This window comes from Akkermansia muciniphila, from assembly GCF_900184965.1.
Classification (GTDB): domain Bacteria; phylum Verrucomicrobiota; class Verrucomicrobiia; order Verrucomicrobiales; family Akkermansiaceae; genus Akkermansia; species Akkermansia muciniphila_A.
Genome location: NZ_FXYA01000162.1, coordinates 1 through 25,628, shown reverse-complemented (window position 1 = coordinate 25,628; position 25,628 = coordinate 1). Strand labels below are relative to the sequence as shown.

Annotated in this window: 15 protein-coding genes; 8 read left to right on the top strand and 7 right to left on the bottom strand. The window is 58.0% G+C overall.

What is annotated here, in order from left to right; translation table 11 throughout:
* The first annotated feature begins 684 nt into the window (after positions 1 to 684).
* The 4 genes from CI070_RS04600 (at position 685) to aat (ending at position 7,029) form a co-directional block, all read left to right on the top strand.
* The gene (locus CI070_RS04600) at positions 685 to 4,227 is read left to right on the top strand and encodes an adenosylcobalamin-dependent ribonucleoside-diphosphate reductase (protein ID WP_094137009.1); all 3,543 of its coding nucleotides are present in this window, start codon (positions 685 to 687) and stop codon (positions 4,225 to 4,227) included.
* A 276-nt stretch (positions 4,228 to 4,503) separates the two neighbouring features.
* A complete protein-coding gene (locus tag CI070_RS04595) occupies positions 4,504 to 5,436 on the top strand; it encodes a shikimate dehydrogenase family protein (RefSeq protein ID WP_179218506.1) in 933 nt (310 codons plus the stop codon).
* The gene (locus CI070_RS04590; RefSeq protein WP_179218505.1) at positions 5,429 to 6,454 is read left to right on the top strand and encodes an A/G-specific adenine glycosylase; all 1,026 of its coding nucleotides are present in this window, start codon (positions 5,429 to 5,431) and stop codon (positions 6,452 to 6,454) included. The genes CI070_RS04595 and CI070_RS04590 overlap by 8 nt, the downstream gene beginning before the upstream one ends.
* Positions 6,451 to 7,029, top strand: coding sequence for a leucyl/phenylalanyl-tRNA--protein transferase (gene aat / locus CI070_RS04585; protein ID WP_094137006.1), 579 nt, complete (start codon positions 6,451 to 6,453; stop codon positions 7,027 to 7,029). The genes CI070_RS04590 and aat overlap by 4 nt, the downstream gene beginning before the upstream one ends.
* Before the next feature lie 378 nt (positions 7,030 to 7,407).
* Here aat and ppdK read toward each other — a convergent pair whose 3' ends face one another.
* The 7 genes from ppdK to CI070_RS04545 all read right to left on the bottom strand — a co-directional run bounded on the left by ppdK (position 7,408) and on the right by CI070_RS04545 (position 19,649).
* Entirely contained in the window at positions 7,408 to 10,152 is a 2,745-nt protein-coding gene (gene ppdK / locus CI070_RS04580; protein ID WP_094137005.1) for a pyruvate, phosphate dikinase, read from the bottom strand.
* Positions 10,153 to 10,525: 373 nt separating this feature from the next.
* Complete coding sequence (locus CI070_RS04570; RefSeq protein ID WP_094137003.1) at positions 10,526 to 12,073, bottom strand: glucose-6-phosphate isomerase; 1,548 nt, start codon at positions 12,071 to 12,073, stop codon at positions 10,526 to 10,528.
* Positions 12,074 to 12,088: 15 nt separating this feature from the next.
* Entirely contained in the window at positions 12,089 to 13,177 is a 1,089-nt protein-coding gene (locus tag CI070_RS04565; protein ID WP_022197391.1) for a tetratricopeptide repeat protein, read from the bottom strand.
* Positions 13,178 to 13,273: 96 nt separating this feature from the next.
* Positions 13,274 to 14,167: a class I SAM-dependent methyltransferase gene (locus tag CI070_RS04560; RefSeq protein WP_094137117.1), complete on the bottom strand. Its 894-nt coding sequence runs from the start codon at positions 14,165 to 14,167 to the stop codon at positions 13,274 to 13,276.
* Positions 14,168 to 14,367: 200 nt separating this feature from the next.
* Positions 14,368 to 15,072: a PEP-CTERM sorting domain-containing protein gene (locus tag CI070_RS13890; protein ID WP_179218504.1), complete on the bottom strand. Its 705-nt coding sequence runs from the start codon at positions 15,070 to 15,072 to the stop codon at positions 14,368 to 14,370.
* Between the two features lie 354 nt (positions 15,073 to 15,426).
* The gene (scpA, locus tag CI070_RS04550) at positions 15,427 to 17,571 is read right to left on the bottom strand and encodes a methylmalonyl-CoA mutase (RefSeq protein ID WP_094137001.1); all 2,145 of its coding nucleotides are present in this window, start codon (positions 17,569 to 17,571) and stop codon (positions 15,427 to 15,429) included.
* A gap of 23 nt (positions 17,572 to 17,594) precedes the next feature.
* Positions 17,595 to 19,649 carry a methylmalonyl-CoA mutase family protein gene (locus tag CI070_RS04545; protein WP_094137000.1) on the bottom strand — a complete coding sequence of 685 codons (2,055 nt, stop codon included), beginning with the start codon at positions 19,647 to 19,649 and terminating at the stop codon, positions 17,595 to 17,597.
* A 205-nt stretch (positions 19,650 to 19,854) separates the two neighbouring features.
* Between CI070_RS04545 and CI070_RS04540 the strand changes: the two genes are divergently transcribed.
* From CI070_RS04540 to CI070_RS04525, 4 genes are read left to right on the top strand one after another with little or no spacing between them, the layout of a single operon-like run.
* Entirely contained in the window at positions 19,855 to 22,488 is a 2,634-nt protein-coding gene (locus tag CI070_RS04540) for a hypothetical protein (RefSeq protein WP_094136999.1), read from the top strand.
* Positions 22,485 to 23,138, top strand: coding sequence for a hypothetical protein (locus CI070_RS04535; RefSeq protein ID WP_094136998.1), 654 nt, complete (start codon positions 22,485 to 22,487; stop codon positions 23,136 to 23,138). Before CI070_RS04540 ends, CI070_RS04535 begins: the two co-directional genes overlap by 4 nt.
* Positions 23,139 to 23,191: 53 nt before the next feature.
* Positions 23,192 to 24,193: a prenyltransferase/squalene oxidase repeat-containing protein gene (locus CI070_RS04530; RefSeq protein ID WP_094136997.1), complete on the top strand. Its 1,002-nt coding sequence runs from the start codon at positions 23,192 to 23,194 to the stop codon at positions 24,191 to 24,193.
* On the top strand, positions 24,183 to 25,625 hold the full coding sequence (locus CI070_RS04525; RefSeq protein ID WP_143245687.1) for a hypothetical protein: 1,443 nt from the start codon (positions 24,183 to 24,185) through the stop codon (positions 25,623 to 25,625). The genes CI070_RS04530 and CI070_RS04525 overlap by 11 nt, the downstream gene beginning before the upstream one ends.
* Positions 25,626 to 25,628: the final 3 nt, after the last annotated feature.

The window sequence follows — 25,628 nt, the reverse complement described above, 5'->3', positions numbered from 1 at the left end:
TGCAGCCCGTTCATCAAGTCCATTTAGGGGAGGGAGGACAGGCCCTTTCCGTACCCGCCCTTTCCCCTGAACAACAAAGGGCAGCCTTCAGCCCTCCCTTTAACCAGCAACGTCCACAGCAGGAAACATTCGTTCCAAACTCCGAAACGCACGCCTCATGCCCTATGCAAACCGCCGAGTTGATGCCGGGACATCCTTCTACCGGAGAGTCGTAAACATGGTTCCAGGTACAACCAGGTAAAAACACACCAAGGAGCATTGGAGGGTTTTCACGTCATAATACAACACAATTCACTCATTGGCAACAGTTAGACCCCATTGTTGCGTATTTGCAAGAAGACCGTATTTTTTCGCCCACCAGGCGCTGTTAACGCGCTCTTATTACCAGCTTTTTTATGAACCGCCCGCCTGCCGGAAGAGCCCTCAAACACCCTGCGATATCATGCGCCAAACAAAAAAAGGAAGCGTGCAAAGAACAGGAAAAAATCACGCAAGACAGGAGAATTTTTTCTAGAAAACAGGACAAACAACACAATATATAGTGTATATAAAAAAATACTGTACAATATTTCCTTTTCATCAGGATTATTTTTCAGTAGATAATGCACACGCTACGCGCCGCCGCCCCACGACGAAGCGCAAGCCTTACGGGATTGTTCCCAAATCTTTCTACTTCGCAAGCCAATGACCACAGACAACTCGCAAACCATACTCAAACTGCGCACAGGCCAGGAAATTATCCTCCCCCAGAGGAAAGACCTGCTGGGCGGTTTGAAATTCACCAGAAGATTTTCACACAATGAAGTCCACCCCTATGATGAAGTGGACTGGACGCGCCGCGACGTCCGCATTATGGATTGGAAAACCGGCAAGACCATTTACGAGCGTCTGGGTCTGGAAGCTCCCGCCCACTGGGATGACAACGCCGTCAAAATCACGGCGGACAAATACCTTTTCGGCAGCGAACCCGGCTCCCTGGAATATGAAGACAGCTTCCGCAATATTTACGACCGCATTTCCAATACCTATACCGTATGGGGATGGGAAGAAGGTTACTTCGCCACGCTGGAAGACGCGGAAATTTTCAATGAGGAAATCAAGGCCATGCTGGTGCAGCAGGTATGGGCGCCCAATTCCCCCGTCTGGTTCAACATCGGTCACTGGGAGCAGTGGCGCTGGGGACGCCCGGACCTGAGGGAAAGCTATACAGGCCACGGCAACAAGGCCTACCATACCAAGGGGACCAAGAACAATCTGAAAACCTTCACGGTCCAGTCCACGTATGAATATCCCCAGTGTTCCGCCTGTTTCCTGACGGAAGTGGGAGACAGCATGGAGGATATTCTGGACCACCTGACGACGGAAGGCCGTATTTTCGCGTCCGGTTCCGGCGTGGGCATTAACCTGTCCACCCTCCGGTCCTCCAAGGAACCCATCAGCGGCAAGGGCCGGTCCTCCGGTCCCATCTCCTTCGACCGCGGCTGGGACCGCATGGCCGGAGCCATCAAATCCGGAGGCAAGACGCGCCGCGCCGCACGCATGGTCCTGATGTTCAGCGACCACCCGGATATTTTCGAATTCATCAATACGAAGAACCGCCAGGAAGACATCGCCAAGGTTATCCTGCGCGAACACAACGTGCATGTGGAGCTCAAGCAGATTGCGGAAACCAAGCTGGTTGCCGGCACTCCGGCGGAAAAGGCCGCCGCACGCGTCATTCTTTCCCTGCCCCTGGCTACGCGGAACAGTTTTGACCCGCACATGGATGCCCTGCTGTACGGGGAAACGCTCTCCCACCAGAACGCGAACCATTCCGTTTCCCTGAAGGGGGATTTCTGGCAGGCGCTCGCCAATAACGGCAACACCTATACGCGCTGGGTCACGAATCCGGCCCACATCGAACAGACGTTCCGCGCCCAGGAACTTCTGGAAGCCATGGCCCAGTCCATCTGGGACAACGGGGAACCCGGCGTGCACAATAACGACGTGATCAACCTGTGGAACCCCGTCAAGTCCATCGGCACCATCACCACGTCCAATCCCTGCTCGGAATACGTCTTCCTGAACAATACGAGCTGCAACCTTTCCTCCTTCAACGCCTACCGCTTCCTGACCAGGGGAGAGGACGGCAAGCCAGTTTTCGATGCGGACGCCCTGACCCACGCCGCCCGCCTGGCCATGGTCTGCGCGGACCTGAATGTGGAACGCGGCGGCTTCCCGATTGAAGAAATCGCGGAAGGCACTTACAAGTACCGCACCACGGGCATCGGATTCGCCAACGTGGGCGGCTCCCTGATGGCCCTGGGCGTGCCTTACGATTCCGACGAAGGCCGCTGGATTGCCTCCCAGCTTTGCAGCGCCCTGACGGCGGCCTGCTGGACGGCCTCCGCGGAAATGGGCGCGGAACTGGGCTCCTATGTGGAATACCCCGCCAGCAAGAAAGACCTGCTCGCCGTGCTGCGCCTGCACAACGCAGCCCAGAAACTGGCAAGCGCCCTGCCCTCCCAGAAGGATTCCAAGACGCTGGACGACCTGATTGAAAACATCATCGCCAATGCCGGAGGGATCCTGCCGGAAGCGCAGGGGCTCACCGCCTCCTATGCCCTGCATGCCTACCTCAAGAGCTTCAAGGCCCCCACCATGATGAACAGGGAGCGCATCGCTCCCGCGGCCAAGCTGGCGGAAGCCGCTTCCGACATGTGGGCGAAGGTGATCAAGGCCACGGCGCACCGCAACGCGTTTGTTTCCGTAATGGCCCCCACGGGCACCATTTCCGCCCCGCTGGGCTGCTATGACGAAGGCACCACTTCCATTGAACCGGACTACACGCTGGTGAAATGGAAGCAGCTGGCGGGCGGCGGCTCCCTGAAGATGTTCAACCGCCTGGCCCTGGAAGGCCTCCGCGCCCTGGGTTACCCGGAAGACTTCGTCAATGAAGCCGCTCTGGAAGTGGCGGGTCTGGACGGCCTGATTTCCGCGTTCCAGGGGAATATGGATTCCGTCGTGAACCAGCTCATTGTGGACCCCTGCAATGACCAGGCCGGCCCCGTGCGCCTCGCTTGGCGCCGCCTGCTCTCCGGCACGGAATCCCGCAGTGAAATTCAGGAAAAAGTGGCCTATATCAGCAACCCGGCCAACATGGCCGTGCTGACGGCGGACGAACTAGCCGTAGTGAACGGGGCCGCTCATATTGAATCCATTCCGTGGCTGAATAAGAAGGACCTGCCGGTCTTTGACTGCGCCGCCACCAACGGCAACGGCATCCGCGCCATTTCCCCCGCCGGCCATGTGCTGATGCTGGGCGCCCTCCAGCCCTTCATCTCCGGCGCGTGCTCCAAGACGGTCAATATGCCCGTCTCCGCCGGCGTGCAGGATATTTACGATTCCCTCATCATGTCCCACGAACTGGGCGTGAAGTGCATCGCCATCTTCCGCGCCGGCTCCAAGGCGAATGCCGTTTACGTGGTGGATACCCCGGAAACGCGCATGTTCAAGGCCAACCACGTCTGGGAACAGCTGGTGAATGCCGGCTCAGACGCCATTGACGAAATCATCGCGGAGGCATCCAAGCCGCGCCAGCGCAAGCTGCCCGGCCGCCGCCTGGGCCAGACCGTCAAATTCTCCGTGGGAGGCCAGCTGACGGGCTACCTGACGGTAGGCGTCTATGCGGACGGCACCTGCGGGGAAGTTTTCGGACGCCTGGGACAAGTCGGTTCCTTCGCTTCCGGCATGTTTGAAGCTTACTGCAAGCTCCTCTCCACCGCCCTTCAGTTCGGCGTGCCTCTCAAGGAAGTGGTTAAGGGATTCCGCAATTACTCCTTCGAGCCCTCCGGGTTCTGCCGCGTGGGGGATGATACGGAGGCGGATACCTGCACGGAAATCCGCTCCTGCGCTTCCGTGGTGGATTTGATTGCCAAGATTCTGGCGTGGCTTTTCCCTGAAAGCAACGGCTACCGCCTGCGGGACGTGTTCTCCATCCCCAGCGTCAGCCTTCCGGGCCAGGCTCCGGATACGACGGTAAGCGTGCTGCCCCCCCGCATCATCACCGCTCCGGCGCATCCCGCTACTCCGGCCCTTCCGGAAATTCCCGTCGGAAAGGTTCCGGAAGGAACAATGCTCAACGGAGCCTCCCTCTGCCCGCAGTGCCACTCCCTGGCCTATGTCCAGGACGGCAAATGCAAATCCTGCCGCTCCTGCGGATACAAGGACGGCGGCTGCGGGGAATAAATCATTCCATACCCGCTCTTTCCGGGCGGAATCCGGTTGCTGCCGGGTTCCGCCCGGCGAATTTACGGAGAAGGGATTTTTCCCCTGGTACAGGCCCCGTTCAAGACGGACGGCCTTTCAGCATACCATGCCCAGGCCCCGCCCAGACTCAAACTTCCGAAGGAAGCCAACAAAAACCGCAGCGCGGGAAAAGGAATGATAGGCGTTTGCCTTGAAATCCGGCAGCATTTCATTCATAGTCCGCCGCATACGCCTGAAGCCGCACCTTTATCTTCCATGAAACCCTACTATACCCTGGCTGACCTTGTGGATGAAGGACATCCGTTTGACGCCGGGGAATCCGTTCTCGCCAGGCTGGCCGTGATCGGGTTTCCCATTGCCCATTCCAAATCTCCCGCCATGCAGCAGGCCGCGCTGGACGCGGCGGGCATTCGCGCCCGTTATATCCGCATACAGGCCTCTCCGGAAGAATTCGGGGAGGTGGTGCGGCTCCTCAGGGAAAGGGGATTCACGGGGGCCAACGTGACGGTGCCCCACAAGCAGGCTGCCTGTTCCCTGTGCAGTGACACAGACGCCCTTTCCCGCGTCACCGGCTCCGTCAATACGCTCGTCTTTCAAAAGGACGGTTCCGTCTCCGGCTTCAACACGGACGGCCCGGGTTTCGCCCGCGCCATCCGGGAAGAATTTTCCGTGGATTTGCGCGATTTGAAAGTGGCCCTTCTGGGTTCCTGCGGCGGAGCCGGGCTAGCCCTGGCCTACACCTGCGCCATGCAGCGCTGTGAACGGCTGACGCTGGCCGGAAGATCGGAAGAAAAGCTTCAGGAGCTTAAAAACAGGCTGAGTTCCTTCTTCATTGACGAACACAGGCTGGAAGGAGCCTCCGACCGCCTGGCGGCCCACCAGAACAATACTCCCCGTTTCAATGCCGCCGTGGAGGATGCGGACCTGATCGTCAACGCCACCTCCCTCGGCCTGAAGCCTACGGACCCTTCCCCCGTGCCTCCCGCACTGCTTTCCGCCCACCATCTGGTTTACGATTTACAGACGCATGACGATGCCTTCCAGATGGAAGCCCGCTTTCAGGGCGCCAGAGTTTCCAACGGCCTTTCCATGCTGGTTCACCAGGGGGCCCTCTCCTTTGAACGCTGGTTCGGCGTCAAACCGGATATTTCCGCCATGCGCCGGGCCCTTGAACAAAAACATGACTGACGCCACCTCCCATTTTAACGTCCATGCTTTCCGGAACGCGCTGGTAGAATGGTTCAGACGCGAAGGGAAAGACTACCCGTGGAGGCGGACAACGGATCCGTGGCACATCCTGGTTTCCGAGCTGATGTTGCAGCAGACGACCATTCCCACCGTTCTGGGAAGATATGACAGGTGGATGCGCCAGTTCCCCACCCCGGGCCATCTGGCCGCCGTGGATGAGCAGACGGCCCTGCGCTCCTGGGAAGGACTGGGCTATTACCGCCGCGTGCGCTCCCTCCAGGCCATCGCCAGGGAAATCGTCAACAAGTTCGGAGGACGGTTCCCGGACAACGCGGAAGGGTTGAAACGCCTGCCGGGCATCGGCCCCTATACGTCGGGAGCCCTTCTCTCCTTCGCCTTCAACAAGGCGGCTCCCATCGTAGACGCCAATGTGGCGCGCGTCCTGGCCCGCATTGACAATTATTCCGTTCCCGTGGATTCCACGGAAGGCCAAAAATACCTGTGGAGCCGCGCGGAAAGCCTGGTGGACCCGGAACATGCCCGTGAATTCAATTCAGCCATCATGGAACTGGGGCAAACCTGCTGCAGTATCAGTTCCCCGAACTGCCTGCTGTGCCCCGTGCGCCCCTTCTGCTCCGCGGAACGGCCGGAAACGCTTCCCGTCAAAAATCCCAAGCCGCAAGTCACCCGGGTGGAGCATCACGACATTCTTTACATCCGCGGCAAATCCGTCCTGCTGGCCAAATGCCCGGAAGGCAAGCGCCATGCCGGCATGTACCGCTTCCCCCAGAGGGAGGACGAGCACACCCTTTCCCTGCCCCATGTCCTGAAACAGACCTACAGCATTACCCGCTACAGGGTGACCCGCTACATCCACCATGTGACGGATACGCCTCTCCTCAGGGAAGGAGAGGAATTCGTGCCGCTGGACAAAATCCACGGTCTGCCTATGGCCTCTCCGGACCGCAAGGCGCTGAACTCCCCTGCCCTGGGCAAACTGCTGGACCATATCAGATGAATGACAGATTAACGCCGGAACTTGTCCTCTCCGCCTATTGCCAGGGATGTTTTCCCATGGCGGACCCGGAAACGGGAGAAATCTCCTTTTACGAACCGGACCCGCGCGCCCTGATTCCCCTGGACGACCGCTTTCACATCCCCCACGGCCTCAAACGGGCTTTGAATAAAAAACCTTTTGAACTCCGGATGGACACCGCTTTCCCGGAGGTGATCCATGCCTGCGCCCGGACGGACCAGCCGGAAGAACAATGGATAGACGGACAGATTGAAGAAGCATACGGCAAGCTTCACGAGATGGGCTTTGCCCACAGTGTGGAATGCTGGGACGAGGAAGGGCTGCAGGGAGGCCTGTACGGAGTAGCCCTGGGAAAAGCTTTTTTCGGGGAAAGCATGTTCCACCGGAAAACGGACGCCAGCAAGATTGCCCTGGTGGCCCTGGTGCAATACCTGCGGGCGCACCAGTTCCTTTTCCTGGATACCCAGTGGACAACGCCGCATCTGCTGAAATTCGGAACCTATGAAGTGCCGGCGGAAGAATACCGGAAAATGCTGAAGCGAGCGCTGGCAGGATAATAAACCATGTTTTCATTGTCCGGAATAAACAGCCGGAATGGATTCTATGGCGTTTATTCCCAACTATGGAAAATCCGGCAGCGCACCGGATTGCAAGAACTGTTGGTCATTTTTCTTCAGCCTTTATCATCAATACTCGAACCATCAAGCCGAACCCTATGCTCGAATATCCAGAAAGCATGATTCCGGCATAAAAAACGCCGGAATTGAAATTGGCGGCCTCCGGGAAAGGCGAGAACTATGAAGGTATGTCCACCCGCGCGCATGGAACAATCGGCCCGCAGGTTCAAGCCATATCCGCCAAGGCTATTCCATCCGCTAAAAAGCCCGTGGTTCCGGAGAACCACGGGCTTGTCTATTAACCCTTAACAAAAAGGTTTATTCCTGTTCCAGAGCCGCCTGGGCCGCGGCCAGACGGGCGGTCGGGACGCGGTAGGGAGAGCAGCTCACGTAAGTCAGGCCCAGCGTGTTGCAGAACTTGACGGAAGCGGGGTCGCCGCCGTGTTCGCCGCAGATGCCCAGCTTGATGTCCGGACGGGTGGAGCGGCCGAGTTCCACGGCAATCTTCATCAGCTTGCCGACGCCGTTCTGGTCAATGGAAGCGAAGACGTTCTTCTTGATGATTTCCAGTTCCTGGTACTGCGGCAGGAAGGAGCCGGAGTCGTCGCGGCTCATGCCCAGGCCCGTCTGGGTCAGGTCATTGGTGCCGAAGGAGAAGAACTGGGCGGTTTCCGCGATTTCGTCAGCCGTGACGGCGGCGCGCGGGATTTCAATCATGGTGCCGACGAGGTAATCCACTTTGGCGCCTTTTTCCTCAAATACCTGCTGGGCCACCTTGTCAATGATGGCTTTCTGGATGTCCAGCTCCTTCTTGAAGGCCACCAGGGGAACCATGATTTCAGGCACCACGGCAAAGCCTTCTTCCTGGGAGACTTCCACAGCGGCTTCAAAGATGGCGCGGGCCTGCATTTCCGTGATTTCCGGATAGGCGATGCCGAGACGGCAGCCGCGATGGCCGAGCATCGGGTTGAACTCATGGAGTTCAGATACGCGGCGCATGATGACTTCCACAGGCATGCCGATTTTCTGGGCCAGGTCAAGCTGCTGTTCCTTCGTCTGGGGAAGGAATTCGTGCAGGGGCGGGTCCAGAAGGCGGATGGTGCCCGGCAGACCCTTGAGCGCCTTGAAGATGCCCTTGAAGTCCCCCTTCTGATAGGGAAGGAGCTTGGAAACGGCGGCTACGCGGTCGCTCTTCTTGGTGGAGAGGATCATTTCACGGACGAAGTCGATCCGGTCCCCTTCAAAGAACATGTGTTCCGTGCGGCAGAGGCCGATGCCGGTGGCGCCGAAGGCGATAGCGGTTTCCGTCTGCTTGGGAGAGTCCGCATTGGTGCGCACTTTCATTTTGGTGCAATCGTCGCACCACTGCATGAGCTTGGCGAAGTTCTGGTAGGTGCGGCTGTCTTCCGGCTTCATGGTCTTGGAGATCAGAACCTGGATGATTTCAGAGGGGGAAGTTTCCACCTTGCCGGCGTATACCAGGCCGCTCGTTCCGTCAATGGAGAGGTAGTCACCTTCGCTGACGGTTACGTCGCCAACGGAAACGGTGCGGTTGTTGTAGTCCACAATAATTTCATCCGCGCCGCAAACGCAGACTTTGCCCATCTGGCGGGCAACGAGGGCGGCATGGGAGGAAACGCCGCCGCGGGCGGTCAGGATGCCTTCAGCGGCAATCATGCCGCGCAGGTCTTCCGGAGAGGTTTCCAGACGGACCAGCAGAACCTTTTCACCTCTGTCCGCGGCTTCCACGCAACGTTCCGCGTTCAGGTAGATGCGTCCGGTGGCGGCGCCGGGACCGGCGGGAAGACCGCGGGTCAGAACCTTGGCGCTCTTGATGGCTTCACGGTCAAAAATAGGGGTCAGCAGCTGGTCCACCTGATCCGCAGGAATGCGGCGCACGGCGGTCTTCCAGTCAATCAGGCCCTGTTCCACCATTTCGCAGGCGATGCGGAAAGCGGCCACGCCGGTACGCTTCCCGTTGCGGGTCTGGAGCATGTAAACGGTACGGTCCTGAATGGTGAATTCGAAGTCCTGCATGTCGTGGAAGTGGTTTTCCAGCACTTCGCGAATGCGCACCAGTTCATTGAAGGCGGCGGGCATCACTTCATGAAGGGCAGCAACGGGGGCGGGCGTACGCACGCCGGCCACAACGTCTTCACCCTGGGCATTCATCAGGAATTCGCCATAGAATTCGTTTTCGCCGGAGGCGGGGTTACGGGTGAACGCCACGCCGGAACCGGATTCCTCGCCCGTGTTGCCGAAGACCATGGCCTGCACGTTGACGGCGGTGCCCCATTCGGACGGGATGCCGTATTTCTGGCGGTACACGATGGCGCGGTCATTGTTCCAGGAACCGAACACGGCGCCAATGGCTCCCTGAAGCTGTTCCCAGGGGCATTCCGGGAATTCATGGCCGGTGCGTTCCAGTACCAGCGCCTTGAAGCGGGAGACCAGTTCTTTCAGATCGTCGGCGGAAAGCTTGGTGTCTTCCACGTCCTCGCTGCCGAAGCGTTCTTTCTTGATGGCGGCGATGGCGGTTTCAAAAGGTTCGTGGTCTTCATCCGGGGTTTTCTGCACGCCCAGCACCACGTCGCCGTACATCTGCACGAAACGGCGGTAGCAGTCCCAGGCGAAGCGGGGGTTGTTCGTGGCCTTCACCATGGCTTCCACGGATTTTTCATTCAGGCCGAGGTTCAAAATCGTGTCCATCATGCCGGGCATGGATTCACGGGCGCCGGAACGCACGGCCACCAGCAGGGGCATAGCTTCCGTATCGCCGAACTTGCGCCCCAAGATCTGCTCCATTTTGGCAATGCCTTCCTTGACCTGCGCGTCAAGCTGGGCGGGATAAGTGCAGCCGTGATCGTAGTAGTAAGTGCAAACCTCCGTCGTGATGGTGAATCCGGGAGGGACAGGAAGGCCGATGCGGGCCATTTCCGCAAGGTTGGCGCCCTTGCCGCCCAAAAGATTTTTCATGCTGCCATTGCCGTCAGCGGACCCTCCGCCGAAAGAATAGACGAATTTGTCAGTAGATGCGCTGCACGCGCAGGAATTGGTGGACATATCGATTATTGTAGTCGAATTAATGATTCTGCCCAAACATCGACCAAAGGAGCCAACAGAAGACCCAATAGCGAGTTAGGGTCGAATGAGGATGCCTTCAGCCCCTTGCTTTGTCAATCCGAAATTGTACGGAAAACAAAAATATTTTTCAGAGTTTTCGGGAGAAAGAAAGCATGCCGAAACACTGTTTTTCCAGCCTGTCCCGTCCGGGGGCGCTTCTTCCTCCGGACAATGCCGCTTCCTGTTTTCCGGCAGTCCCGGAATTATCCGGGAAGAGAAGCGCAGCAGGTTTCTTTTCACGGTTGACCGGAAAAGAAAAACGGACGCCTACCAACCGGATAGGCGTCCGCCGAACTATTATATGCCCTGTTTTTTACGCCTTGCAGAAGGTGTCTTCATCCGCGCAGTCAGCCTGCACCCACTTGACGGAGGAATCACCGGAGGCTATGTGCACGAGGCAATGGTACACGGCTTCCTGATCCGCATCCAGCCGGGCAGCCATCTGGGCGGCTGTTTCCGGGGCGGTTCCCAGAGCGCTCCTCACCCTGCCCAGCAGGGCCAGGAAGGAACCCGCCGCTTTCTTGCCGGCTTCCACGCCCGGCTGATGATAGGCGTTGATATTGACCAGAGAAGCATAGAAGGAGACGGCGCGCTCAAACAGGGCGATCAGCATGCCGAGCGTTTTGGCGTTCACCTCCGGGATGGAGATGGTAATGGAGGAACGGCCGGATTCCGCAAGCGCCTGGCGGGTGCCGCGCAGGAAGCCCTGCAGGAAGTCTCCGCAGGTGGCGCCCGCTTCCACTTCCACCGCATCCGCGGAACATTCGCGCACTTCAATGAAGGTGGCGAAGAAGTTGTTCACGCCGTCACGGAGCTGCTGCACATAGGCATGCTGGTCCGTGGACCCCTTGTTGCCGTACACGGAAATGCCCTGGCAGACTTCGTTGCCCTCCAGATCCAGCCGTTTGCCGAGGGATTCCATAATGAGCTGCTGGAGGTATTTGGAGAAGAGCACCAGGGCATCCTTATAAGGGAGAACCACCATATCCTTTTCCCCCTTGCCGCCGGCAGCCTTGTACCAGGCCAGCGCCAGTTTCATGGAGGCGTTGCATTTCACGCAGTCCCGGCGCGTCTTTTCGTCCATCAGGCGCGCGCCTTCCAGCAGTTCATCCACGTTCACGCCCTGAAGCACGGCGGGAACCAGCCCTACCACGGACATGACGGAGGTGCGGCCGCCCACCCAGTCTTCCATCGGGAAGCGCTTGAGCCAGCCTTCCGCCTCAGCCGTTTTGTCCAGCCGGGAGCCTACTCCCGTGACGGCAACCGCCTGGGGAGCGAATTCCAGCCCGTTCTTCCTGAAGAAATCCTGGGCCACCAGCATGCCGTTGCGGGTTTCCGGCGTGCCGCCGGATTTGGAAATAACGACGACAAGCGTTTCTTCCAGAGGGAGGGATTCCAGCACCCGGTACATGCCGTCCGGGTCCGTGTTGTCCAGAAAGAACATGTCCAGCCCCGCCGCAGGAATGGCGTCCGCCACCAGCTCCGGGCCAAGAGCGGAACCGCCGATACCAATGACGAGGGCCGCGGAATATTGTTCCGCGCGGGGAGGCGTTATTTTGCCGTCCAGAACATCCCGTCCGAAGGCTTTGACGTCCGCCAGGGGACCATCAATGGCAGCCTTCAATTCCGGCGTGGGAGCCAACGAGGAATTGCGCAGCCAGTAGTGCCCCACCATGCGTTTTTCATCAGGATTGGCAATGGCGCCGGATTCCAGCGCCTTCATGTCGGCAAACGCCTTGTCGATCCGCCCCTGCATGGAAGACAGGAACGCATCGTCCAGCGGAAGTTTGGAAAAATCAAGGGAGATGCCCAGTTCTGGGTAGCGAACGAGTTGTTGTGCGTATAAGCTCATGATGGTCATGGATTAGAAAAAGAATTAGCGGAGTTTTTTCAGGACGCTTTTAGCCTGCACGTCTCCCTGGTCCGCCGCTTTCTGGAACCATTCCCGGGCTTTGGCCATGTCCTTGGGCAGGCCGAAACCGGTCTGATACATCACGCCCAGGTTATATTGTTCCGAGGCATAGCCTTCCACAGCCGCCCGACGGCGCGTGCGGGCCTGTTCCCTAGCTTCCGCAGCGGTTAGTCCCAGAACCCGCGCCGCGTCCGGCCACGCAGCTCCGAATCTGGAGGCGGAAGGGGCATAGCCGGCAGCTCCGGCCTTGCGGTGCATTTCCTCCGCTTTTTTCTTATCCCTCTTCACGCCGTATTTGCCCTGGTCATACAGGAACGCCATGCCCCAGTAGCCACGGGGGCAGCCCAGTTCCGCCGCCTGCTGGAAGCATTCAAAGGCATCTTTATACTTTTTGGACCCCATGGCGAGCACGGCGTCGGAAATGTGGAGTTCCGCCTCCTTCAAGCCGGGAAATTCCGGGATGGCCGCCCATTCCCTTTTCAGTTCCTCCCTGTCCCTTTTGGACTTGGGAGGCATGCCGGAGGGACCGGAAAAACGGAAAAGGGGGAAGTAGCCCTCCATGGCTCCCATGTTGCCCAGGCCGGACATGAGGAAAACGCCGGGAGATACCTTCCACATGTGCATGTACTGGATGCGGCCTTCCTGAAGAGATTCCCTGGCCACCCATTCCGGCATGTTCACCGGTTCCCCGAACTGTTCCGTCAGGCCCACCAGAAGGGCCTTATAGGCGGATTTCAGTTTGGTTTCATATTCGGAACCGCGGTGCTTGCTCCGGGAATAGAAGACAACGGCCCTCAAGCCGCCGGAGGGGTCATAGTCAAAGTTCAGGGCAAAGGTCTGGCCGCCTATGGCCTGCCTGGTTTTAAACACGCCGTTGAGTCCGGTGCGTGCGAGGAGGGCATCCGTGGGCGGACCTTCAAGCTGCTTGCTCCGCCTCAGGGTTTTCAGCACCTGATCCTTGTCCATTCCCACCTCCAGCCCCTCATAGAGAGCGGCAAGGAGAGGGGCACACGTGAGAGCGAAGAGCCCAGCAACATAGGCTAGTTTTTTCATAGAAAAAAGTAATTGGACGGCTTTCTATCAAAGCGGAAGCATTTTCAAAAGGATAAAATGCGTCAGCCACAGAGAGGAAAATTTTTCATAAAATATTTATTTCCAATCTATCCACAATCTTTTCAAATAATCCTCCCCGGAGAAATCCGGAGGCATGGGGTCACGGGTCAGGCGGAAACCGGGAACGGCCTGGGCCACCATCCTGCGGAAGTCCTCGTGGCCCAGCTTGCGGCAGTTGCTGGTGCACAGCATCCAGCCGCCCGGTTCCAGACATTCGCGCGCCAGGGCCACCAGCTCCCCGTAGTGGGATTCCACCCGGAACACCTTCCCGCGGTCATCCCGGGAAAATGTGGGAGGGTCCAGGATAATGCCGTGAAAGGTTCGGCCCTGCCTGGCGAACCGTTCCAGCCAGCGGCGCGCGTCCCCCTTGCAAAAATATTGAGCGGAAGGGTCAATGCCGTTCAGGATGAAATTTTCCCTGGCCCAGTCCAGACACGGCTGCGCCAGATCCAGCGTGGTTGTCTGCGCCCCCCCCAGGGCGGCGTAAACGGAAAAGGCTCCCGTATAGGCAAAGGTATTCAGCACCCTCATGCCCGGAGCGCTTCTTTCCCTTACCCGGCGGCGGTGGTCGCGCTGATCCAGAAAAATTCCCTGGGAATACCCGGCGGCCATGTCTATTTTGAAACGCACTCCCTGCTCCATGGCCGTAAATTGCAGGGGAAGGGCCGGGCCGGCAATTTGGAAAGGCGCTTCTTTCTGGTTTTGTTCCAGCTTCTTGTGGAATACAGGCATGCCCGTACCCCGAAGTTCGCTTTCCAAGTCCGCAGGAATGGAACAGCCGCGCGTGGAAACGAGAATACGGTCCGCCATCTGATCCACAAAGACACCGGGGATTCCATCCCCTGCCCCGTCCATGACCCGGAATATATCCGTATCCGGCGGAATCAATTCCCTGTTGCGTTCCACGCAATGATGATAATTTCTTTCCACGGCAGAGCAAAGAGTAACGGATGAAAAACGTTCCCGCAATGTCAAAGAAGCTGGAACCTCATTTACGCAGGAACAAAAATCTCCCAGAGAAAAACGGTCTTCCGGCCGGCCCGGTGTTCTCAAACAGGACGATTATAAAAAATTGCCTGCAAGATAAATCCTGCAGGCAACAATATTTTTAACTGCCGGAAAAACGGTCCTCAAGCTCTTCGGCGGCGAGCCATCAAAGCCATCAGCCCCAGCAGGCTCAGGGATGCCGTAGCCGGTTCCGGCACGCTGGCCGTTTCTCCGGAAATAGCCAGAGCATTGAATGTAGGCGTATGGGCGGAACCCGGCGTATTTACCGTCAGAGTGATTTCCCCATTTTCATTGGCGATAACGTTGCTGAGGGTGTATCCCGTAGGAGTCCGGGCCTGAATTGTCTGAGAGTTCGCACCTATGGAAGGAGTCGCGCTGGCGTAGGTATTGGAAGTTACCAGGGAATTCCAAGCACCGGCGCCTTCAAACGGACACCCGGTAACAAGGGCAATCTGGTAGGAGGCGCCAGCCACCAGACCGGAAATAGTCAGAGAGAGCGCAGATCCTTTAGGGCCGGAGATGAAGGTCTGCCAGGAGTCCCCGAAAGAGACCTTGTTTTCCATGAAAGAATCCAATCCCTGCGTATCAAAAGAAGTTCCTGAGGAAACCCAGTCTCCGGAGGCCGCGGAAGAGGTAGAACTCAGATTCGCGGAAGAGGACGCCGTAGCCAAGGTTGCAACAAAACCGGAACCGGAATCCGTTACAGAAACAGTCTTGGCAGGAGGTTCCGGAAGCAGGGAACTGTTAAAATCAAACAATACAGTAGCGGCGCTCGCGGAAAGAGCGGATACCACAGCCAACATGGAAATAGAGGCGATTTTTCTCATAAGTACAGATAAACAGCAACTGATTTCAGTCAGTAACGGATTGACTATCCGATGAAGAAATTCTGGCATTGAAAATGTCTTGAATCATCAACGTATAAATATTTTAAATTGTTTATAATAAATGATTTATTCTGTTCGAAACAGATTGCGGAAGTCAAATTCGATGAAATATATTTGAAATATTTTTAATTCATTTTGTTTTTTCAATCCGTCTTTTCATCTGCGCCATCTGCGTAAATTCCTTGTTTTTAAAAAATAATTTGACATCGGATAGTCAATCCGCTCGCAAAAAAAGAGGCCGGATTTTTCATCCGGCCTCTCACATATTATTAACTGATCAACAGAAACTTACGTTTAGTCAGCGTACTGTTCGTTAAGAGCTTCCATGATCTCCCTGGAAGCTTCCGGAATGTTGGTGCCCGGGCCGAAGATGGCCACAGCGCCATGTTCCTTCAGGAAGTCATAGTCCTGGGCGGGAATAACGCCGCCGCAGAAGACCAGGATATCCGGACGGCCCTGCTTGGCAAGTTCCTCCACCAGGGCGGGAAGCAGCACCTTGTGGCCGGCGGCCAGAGAGCTCATGCCGATCATATGCACGTCGTTTTCAATCGCCATTTTGGCAGTTTCCTCCGGCGTCTGGAAGAGCGGACCCACGTCCACGTCAAAACCGAGGTCGGCATAGGCGGAGGAGACCACCTTGGCTCCGCGGTCATGGCCGTCCTGGCCCATTTTAGCGACGAGGATGCGGGGACGACGCCCCGTGCGTTCGGCGAAGTCATCCGTCATCTTGCGGACTTCCTCCACCAGCGGATCTTGACCATAGGATTGAGCGTACACGCCGGTAATGAGTTTGATTGGTGCTTTATGACGCCCGAAGTGTTTTTCTAGGGCGGAGGAGATTTCACCCAGGGAGGCGCGGGCCTTGGCTGCCTTAATGGCAAGGTCAAGGAGATTGCCTTCCCCCGTGCGGGCGCATTCGGACAGGGCTTCCAGCGCGGCTTCGCACGCGGCGGAGTCCCGTTCCGCGCGCAGTTTTTGCAGACGGGCGATCTGGGCTTCCCGGACAGTGGTGTTGTCCACTTCCAGAATGTCGATCTGGGCTTCCTGCTCCAGGCGGTATTTGTTGACGCCGATGATGGGTTCCTTTCCGGAGTCAATGGCGGCCTGGCGGCGCGCCGCGGCTTCTTCAATGCGCATCTTGGGCAACCCGGTTTCAATGGCTTTGGCCATGCCGCCGAGTTTTTCCACTTCCTGAAGGTGGGCCCAGCCCTTGCGGATGAGCTCATTGGTCAGGTATTCCACGTAGTAGGAGCCGCCCCACGGGTCGATCACCTTGCAGATGGAGGTTTCATCCTGAAGCTGGAGCTGGGTGTTGCGGGCGATGCGGGCGGAGAAGTCCGTCGGCAGGGCGATCGCTTCATCCAGGGAGTTCGTGTGGAGGGACTGCGTGTGGCCGCAGGCGGCGGCCAGGGCCTCAATGCAGGTGCGGGTAACGTTGTTGAACGGGTCCTGTTCCGTGAGGGACCAGCCGGAAGTCTGGGAGTGCGTGCGCAGAGCCAGGGACTTCGGGTTCTTGGGATTGAACTGCTTGATGAGCTTGGCCCACAGCACGCGGGCGGCGCGCATTTTGGCCACTTCCATGAAGTAGTTCTTGCCCTGGGCCCAGAAGAAGGAGAGGCGCGGAGCAAAGGCGTCAATGTCAATGCCGGCCTTGATACCTGTGCGGACATATTCCAGGCCGTCCGCAAGCGTGTAGGCCATTTCCAGGTCCGCCGTGGCGCCGGCTTCCTGCATGTGGTAGCCGGAGATGGAAATGGAGTTGAACTTGGGCATGTACTTGGAGGTGAACTCAAAGATGTCCGCAATAATCCTCATAGAGGGATCAGGCGGGTAAATGTAGGTGTTGCGCACCATGTATTCCTTGAGAATGTCGTTCTGGATCGTGCCGGAAAGCTGGTCCAGCGTGCAGCCCTGTTCCTGGGCAGCGACGATGTAGAAAGCCAGCACGGGGAGCACGGCGCCGTTCATGGTCATGGAAACGGACATCTTGTCCAGAGGAATGCCCTTGAAGAGAATTTCCATGTCCAGAATGGAGTCCACGGCCACGCCGGCCTTGCCCACGTCACCCACCACGCGGGGGTGGTCGGAGTCATAGCCGCGGTGCGTGGCCAGGTCAAAGGCAATGGAAAGGCCCTTCTGGCCCGCCGCCAGGTTGCGGCGGTAAAAGGCGTTGGATTCCTCAGCCGTGGAGAAGCCGGCATACTGGCGCACCGTCCAGGGGCGCGCTACGTACATGGTGGCATACGGCCCGCGGAGGTTGGGAGCCACACCGGCCGTAAAGTCCAGGTGCAGGCAGTCGTCGTACACGCTTTCCGAATAGGTGGGCGGTACGGGAATTTGTTCATTGGTCATCCAGGTTTCCGTTTCGGAAGCCGGGGTTGCGGCACCAGCCTTGATTTCAGGATAGGAGGCGGATGCAAAATCAGGAATATTGCTCATTGGATGAAATAGGTTGGTGGTTGTTAGAGGCCGATCTTGTTCTGAATAGCTTCAACGGTGTTGTAGCAGTTGGCCTTGACGTAGATGAAGATGTCCACGCCGGCTTCCTTGAACGCTTCCACATGGTCGGCCGGATAACCGGCGAGGGCCACCATCATGTCCGGCCTGATTTCCTTGAGCGCCTTGCAGAAGGCGGGGACGATTTCCGGATAAGTGTCATCCGTGGAGCAGATGACGCATACGGCGCAGCCGCTTTCCGCAGCCGCCCTGGCCGCGTCTTCCGGAGTTTGGAAGCCGGACGGATAAACCACATCCAGACCGCCGGCGCGCAGGAAGTCGCGGGAGAAGTCCGCACGGGCCTTGTGCTGGCGAAGCGGCCCCATGTTGGCGAAGAAGACCATCGGCCGGGAACCCTTTTCTTCCACCCAGGCGTCAGCCTTGGCGAGCAGGGATTCAAAACGTTCCGCCAGGCGGCGCTTCGGCAGGGCTTCCATTTCCAGAGGTTCGCCGCACTTGCAGTCAACCCCGGCCACCAGGGCCTTGTTGATGAGACAGGTGGAAAAGCCTTCTCCGGCGGCCTTGCAGGCGGAGTCCACGCTCATTTCCACTTCCGGGAGCTGGATATCCGCATTCTTGCAGCAGCCGTGCCCCTTGTGGGCGGAGCAGCAGGAGCCTTCCGGCGCCTCCAGCTTCTTCTCTGCCAGGTTGACATACTGGTTGACGCCCACGATGGACTGCCGGCGCTGGTCCGCCAGTTCGTAACGTTTGGCGGCGGTGGCGTTCACCTTCTTCTGGATGGCGCCGGCTTTGAGAGCCTTGACGATGCCGCCTTCCTTTTCGATGCTCTGGAAGAACTCCCATATCTTCCGGGAGGTTTCATCCGTCAGGTTTTCCAGGTACCAGGAACCGCCGGCGGGGTCAACAACCTTGTCCAGATTGCATTCGCCCAGCAGAATCAGCGGGCAGTTGCGGGCAATGCGGCGGGAGAATTCGTCCGGCATGCGCACGGCAGCGTCAAAGGGCAGAACGTCAATACTGTCCACGCCGCCCATGATGGCGGAGAACGCCTGGGCGGAACCGCGCAGCAGGTTGACCCAGGGATCCACCTTGGAGAGGGTCCAGAAGGAGGTGCGGGCATGGAGCCTGATCTTGGCAGCTTCCTCGCTTCCTCCGCATTCTTTGACGATGATGGCCCAGAGTTCGCGCAAGGCGCGGATTTTGGCGATTTCCAGGAACAGGTTGGCGCCGATGGAGACCGTAAAGCGCATGTGCGCCGCAGTTTCATCCACGGAGAGGCCGCGTTCCTCCATGGCGCGCAGATAGGCCACGGCAGTGGACAGCATGGCGCCCACTTCTTCAAAGGCGGAAGCGCCGGAATCCGCGTAAGGCAGCCCGCTGACGCCGATAGTCTGGAAGCCGGGAGCGTTGGCGACGGCCCATTTGGTCATTACGACCATCTGGTCATAGTAGGCGCAGATGCCTTTTCCCCCGCAGAGAGATCCCTTCATCACGGCTTTCCCCACCGGGTCATACAGAACGCCGCCCCTGAGATCCGCCGTCTTGACGCCGGCGGCCTTGCAGGTGTTCAGGAACATGGAGAGGGTTCCCAGGCCGCAGGAACCGGGAGTGACATATACGGGAAGCCCGTCCAGCCGGACGCCCTTGAGAGCCGTATCCCAGTCAGCCTGCTTGCGCAGTTTCAGGCCGCATTTGCAGTTGAGCTGGATGTTTACGGCGGTCAGGCCGCGGTCCAGGTCATGCAGAAGCTTGGCGTTGAAGTCCTCCGGAGAGGAAGCGGGAATGCTCTGGGCGATTTCGCAGGGCTTTTCTATATAGCCCAGGGCGCGCGTTCCGCGGCGGTACGGAAATTGCCCGGCAGGCATCACCGGGGAATGTTCATCCCACTTATTATAGATAGGATGCAGGGTAATTCCCTCCACAAGCTTGGTAAAAAGCTTCTTGTCAAAATCAGCCCCTTTCAGGGCAGCGACTGCTGCCTCGCGCCATTCGGCGTATGTGGCTGGTGCGAATTCTCCGAAATCAATTTCCGGAGCCGTTGTTTTATTTCCCTGTTGCATGGCGAAGTCAATGGGTAAGGCCTAATATGTTGGTTTTTAACTACGCGCAAACCAGGCCAAGTTTAAAGCGCAATATTATTTTAGAAAATCAAACTGTAAAGTCCAGCGAGAAAAATACTCCCGTCCGCCCGAGAATGCGAATTTGTTTCATCACGCGAGGCAAACTTGCAAAAACAATGACAATGGAGTAAATACGGGCATAAGCATGCCTCCTTCCACTACCGTTAAACTTCCTGCCCAGCTGGTCAGGCAGCTTCGAACTTTCCGCCGCCGCCTCAGAACGGTGAAGATGCTGGAAGCCATATGCCTTGCAGGCATTGCCGTCATTCTTTCCTACGCGCTCCTGTACCTTTCCGACAGGTTGTGGGAGACGCCCCCCGCCGTCGGCTGGTTCCTGTTCTTCATTGCCGTGGCCGGTCTGGCGGTGTTTATCCCCTGGTGGAGTTTCCGGTGGGTGTGGCAGAGGCGCACGGAAGCCCAGCTGGCGCGGCTGATTTCCCGGACGGACGCGGCCCTGGGAGACCGTCTCCTGGGCGTCATTGAACTGGATGCCGAAAAGGGCGGCCTCCAATACAGTTCCGAAAAGCTGAAAGAAGCTGCCATGGAGCAGGTAGCCCGCGAAGTGTCCGCCCGGGACCTGACGGTGAACATCCCCCGGCCCAGCCACAGGAAGCTGTTCGTCCTGCTGGCGGTTCTCGCCGCAGGCACGGCGGCCGTATGCGCGGTAAGCCCGGAAGCGGCGGGGAATGCCCTGAAACGCTGGGTCCACCCGTTCAACCCTCCGGAACGCTACACGTTCACCCAGCTGGACTCCACCCCGGATTCCCTGGTTATTCCCCTGGGAGAGAGCTTCCTGTATGAGATCCGGCTTGCGGAGGGCACCAAAGCCAGTCCGCAGACGGCAGAATATTTTTTCCGCAACAGGGTAAGCCAGCAAGCGCCCCTTACGGACGGCGCATACAAAATCCATATTCTCCCCATGCAGCAGGCGGACTGCCTGGAGTTTTTTGCAGGGGATGCCGTGCGACGGCTGAAAATCATCCCGAAGAGCCGCCCCTCCCTGCTGGGCGCCGAAGCCGTCGTGGCCTATCCTGCCTATATGGCGCGCTCCAAGGGCCGGGAAGCCATGCGAGCAGGAGTCATTTCCGCCCCGGAAGGCTCTACGCTGACGCTGAAGGTGTCCGCCTCCCAACGCCTGCAGTCTGCGGAGAACGCGCAGGGGCAACCGCTCCGTATGGAAGGAAACAGCGTTATCATTCCGAATATTCTCTTGGAGAAAGAGCCCAGGGAAATAGAGTTTGGCTGGATGGACAGCGACGGGCTGACGGCTGCCCGGCCCGTGAAGATACGCCTGGAACCCGTTGAGGACAAGCAGCCTTCCATTTACCTGAGAGGCGGAGAAAACGACCGCTATGTGCTGGAGGATAGCAGCATAGAGCTGGAGGTAGAGGCGGCGGACGATTTCGGCCTCCGGGAAATAGGGGTGGAATGGCAGGGTGAGAAATCTTTTTACGACGACGGGAATAAGGATGGAAACGGAGCTTCAGCGCCACAACCGGACGGCGCGGACAAACCGGCGCCCGGACTTCGCGGGGAGAAAATTCTGGCGGCCGGCCAGCCCACGCAGACCGGCCTGAAAGGAACATTCCTGTTCCAAGCCAGGGCGCTGAAGTTATCTCCCCAGCGCGTCGTCGTCCGCGGGTTTACGCAGGATTACAAACCGGGAGGCAAGCGCGTTTATTCGGAACCCATGATTATCATCGTCCTTTCCAAGTCCGAGCACGCCCAGATGATCCGCAATGAACTGGAACACATCACCAGCGAGCTGGAAGGCATGATCCGGCGCATGGACGCCATGGCGGACGAGGCAAAACGGCTGAAAGGAATGGAAAGCGGCAAATTGAAAGATGCGGAGTCCCTGGAACGCCTGCACGCCCTGGCCGATGAAGAACAGGCAGGCAGGCGTGAGTTGGGCGACTTGCTTAACCGCTCGGAAAACCTGTTTAAGGAAGCCTCCCGCAATTCCCAGATAGACCCGGCCGGCATGAAGGAATTCATGAAAGGAATTTCCATGCTCAAACCCATTCCTGACGGGCCCATGAAGAAGGCCCAGAAACAGTTCCGGGATTCCGCCTCCGAGGGCCGCTCCGAGCAGGAAAGCAGGAAAGACCTGAACGACGGGGAGAATTCCCATTCCGAAGCCACACAGGCGCTGAAAGACGCCATGAACCAGCTCTCCAAGTCCGCGCAGGACATGGAGGCCAGCACCTTCGTGGCACGGCTCAGGCAAGCCGCATCCAAGGAGGATTCCATCGCCCATGCGCTGGCCGGTCAGATCAACGCTATTGCGGGCATGACCATGGAGGAGCTTGACCCGTCCAGCAGGCGGGAAATGGAAACCATCGCCACCCTTCAAAACGCCTCCACACAAGACATAGGCTGGATTCTGGAAGATCTCAGCTATTACAAGTCACGCACCGGGGAACGGATTTACAGCGACCTGTACAACCAGATGAACGCTTTCTCCCTCCGCGAGAAGCTGGATCTGGTGCACGGCAACATTCTGAATGCAATCACGGCCCGCTCCATTGACGAGTCCCGCCTGTACGCCTCCACCCTGCGCCATTGGGCCAAATTGATAGACGACTATAAGAAGAGCCGCCGCGGCAGCGGGGGAGGAGGCGGAGGCGGGGGAGAAGGCCAATCCTCCATTTCCGACGCCGAGTTTGAATTCATGCTGAAAGTCATCCGCATGATCCAGCAGGAACAGGATATCCGCATGCGCACCCGCGCCGCCGAACAGGAATACCGAAAACAACTTACTCCCCCTGCCCCATGAATACCGCCCATTTTTCAGCCATGGTTCTGGCGCTTTCCCTGCCCTGCGCCGCCGATCCAAAACCCGCTCCGGAATATTCCGCCAGGCACAAGGAAACGGCATCCAAACTGGCGGTACAGCAGGACGAGCTCCAGGCGGACACTTCCGACCTCATCCTGGGAGAAACCAATGAGGAGGTAGTGGATCTGCTGAAAAAATGCCGCCATGCCATGAATGACGCCGTGGACCTGCTGGAGGTTTACAATACCGGCGGCCAGACGCTGGCCGCGCAGTCGGATGTGATTGAATTGATTTACCAGGCGGCCAAAGCCAAGATGACCGGAGCCGACGGCCAGCCCAAGCCGGGAGGGAGGGCTCTTATGGACATGCTGCGCCAGCTGCTCGGCATGGATAGTGATGCTCAGTCCGCAGAACAGCAGGAAGGTAATGAAAAGGGACAGGGAGGTTCCCAGAGCGGCAGCGGCAACAATCCCGGAAGCAAAGCGGATGGGAAATCCAATATGGCCTCCGCCCAGGATAAAGGCGTTTCCAATCCGGACATGACGGCGGAAACGCGTTCCGTTCCCAAATCCACCGGCATATCCGCAGACGACATGCCTTCCGAATTCCGCAAGGCGCTGGACGCCTATAACAAGACCCTGCAAAAATAAGACGCGCCTCCCCGGACAGCCCCGTCACGCATGAACAACAGCTTCCCGTTTCCATGAAAAATTTCCGCCTCTTCCTGACCGTTTTTTTAGCCTGCTGCATGACGGCCGCGCCGCAAAACGCTGCGGCCCAATCCCCCCTGAAAACGTCTTCTTCCGTTCCTCCCCAGGTGGAGCTGATGTACGTGAAGGGGCTGCGCTATCTTCAGAATGCCCAGAAACCGGATGGCACCTATGATGGAACTTACGGGAGGGAACCCGGCATTATCGGCTTTTGCCTCATGTCCGTGCTGGCCCACGGAGACGATCCGAACGCGGGGCCGTACGCCACCATGGTGCGCCGCTGCGTAGATTACATCCTGTCCAGGCAGAACAAGGGGTCCGGCTACATTGGGGATTCCATGTACAACCACGGCTTCGCCACTCTCGCCCTGGCGGAAGCGTACGGCATGGTGAGGGACGACCGCATAGGCCCCGCCCTCCGCAAGGCCGTGGCCCTGACACTGACCGCCCAGAAAAAAAACAAATCGGGAGGCTGGCGCTATTCTCCGGATGCCACGGACGCGGACAGCACGGTGACCGGCTGCCAGCTCGTCTCCCTGTTCGCGGCGCGCAACGCGGGCATTCCCGTGCCGGACGCGGCCTTTGAACGCGGCCTCAAGTACATGGCCTCCTGCCGCGACAAGAAAGGCGCCTACGGCTATACCGGCCCGGAGGGGCCCCGCGTTACCCTCACGGCCATCGGTTCCCTGACGCTGTCCCTGGCGCGCCTTAAAACGGACCCGTCCTTCAGGGATTCCTTGGCCTACCTGAAAAAGCACCTGAATTACCGGGATTCCGCTTACCCGTTTTATTTTGAATATTACATGTCACAGGCCCTGTTCCATGCGGATCCGGAAGCGTGGAAGGAATGGAATTACAAGAATATGCGCTACCTGGGAGCCTCCCAGGCGCCCAACGGGTCCTGGCTTTCCGACCATTCCGCAGCATATTCCACTTCCGCCGCCCTGCTCTCCCTTGCGCTTAATTATAGATTTTTACCCATCTATGAACAATAGAATCCGCCTTTCCCTGATGCTGGCCCCGGCCTGTCTGCTGGGCGCCTGGGCCAATTCCGTCATCGACGTGGTTACGGACAACAATTACCGTCTCCGCGGGGAAATCGTTTCTTACGGAAAACAGGGAATCGTCATCAAACACCCGGCCATGCGCCAGAATGCCGTCATTATTCCGTCGGAAATCCGCGCTCTTTACTTTACGGGAACCGCATCTCCGGATCTTCGCGCCAGAGACAAAATTTTCATGGCTATGGGGCACCGGGATATTATCCCGTGCAACATCATTTCCGTCACGCAGGACAAAGTGCAGTACCGGGATATGCTCGGCCATGAACGCTCCGTGCCGCGCAGCCAGGTGGCCGGGTTCCGTCTGAATACTTTGCAGGAAAAGGGTTTCTGGCAGGAACCGCTGGTTTTTGACAACAGCTGGGTTTATTCCGGCAACCGGGAGGAAGACTACCGCACCCAGGCGGGAAGAAGACTGATGAATGCCCTGAAGCCGAAAATCCAGGGGGATAAGTACCAGTACCGGCTGGGCAACAAAGATTACCCCACCTGGATACCCCTGTACAAGAATATCGGTCTGGATCCTTCCTCCTTCATTTTCCGCACCACCATCACCATGAACGGCAACAATGACCGCTCCGGCATTGTCTTCTGTTTCGGCGGGAATGAGAACATTCCTTTCCGGTCCAATTCCGGCAGCAGCCTGAACAGGCTCATGCTCAGCATTTGCCCCGGAAGATGTATTCTGCTCCGGGAACAGAAGTCCGGCATCCTCGTGCTGGGGGAAGCGGCTATTCCGGCCCCCGCCCTGACAGAGGGCGTGGATATTAAATTGACGGCTTCCCGCCAGGAAGGAAATAAACAGGTTTACGAACTGTTGATAGGAGACCTGCCGCCCATACTGACGACAGACCCCAGCCCGCCGGAACAGCCATTGCAGGGAGACGCCTTCGGCCTCCAGATGGAAGGGCACGTCTCCCTGACCATCAGCAAACTGGCCCTTTCCTCCATCACCCTGAGCGCCAAATCCGCGGCCAAAAACGGAAATGCAGAGACAGACCTGGTCCTGACAAAGGAAGAAGACACCATTCCGGGCTCCATCAGCGGTTACGATAGTAAAACCGGAATGTTGACGCTTTCCACGGACAAGGATTATCCGGGAATTCCCCGCGATCTTTCCATCCCGGCCAAGTATCTGGATACCGTCTTTTTTGCGGAACAGAACAGAAAGGACGGTTCCCGACCCACGGCCCGCCACGGTCTCCTGATGAAGGACGGTTCCCGTCTGCACGGAGATATCCTGAGCATGGATTCCCTGAACATCATCCTGCGGCATCCGCAGCTGGGGCAAATTTCCCTGCCGCTGAAAAACATCACCCGCGTGGAATTCCTGAATCCCGCCCGTCCCTCCCGTTCCACTCCCTGATTG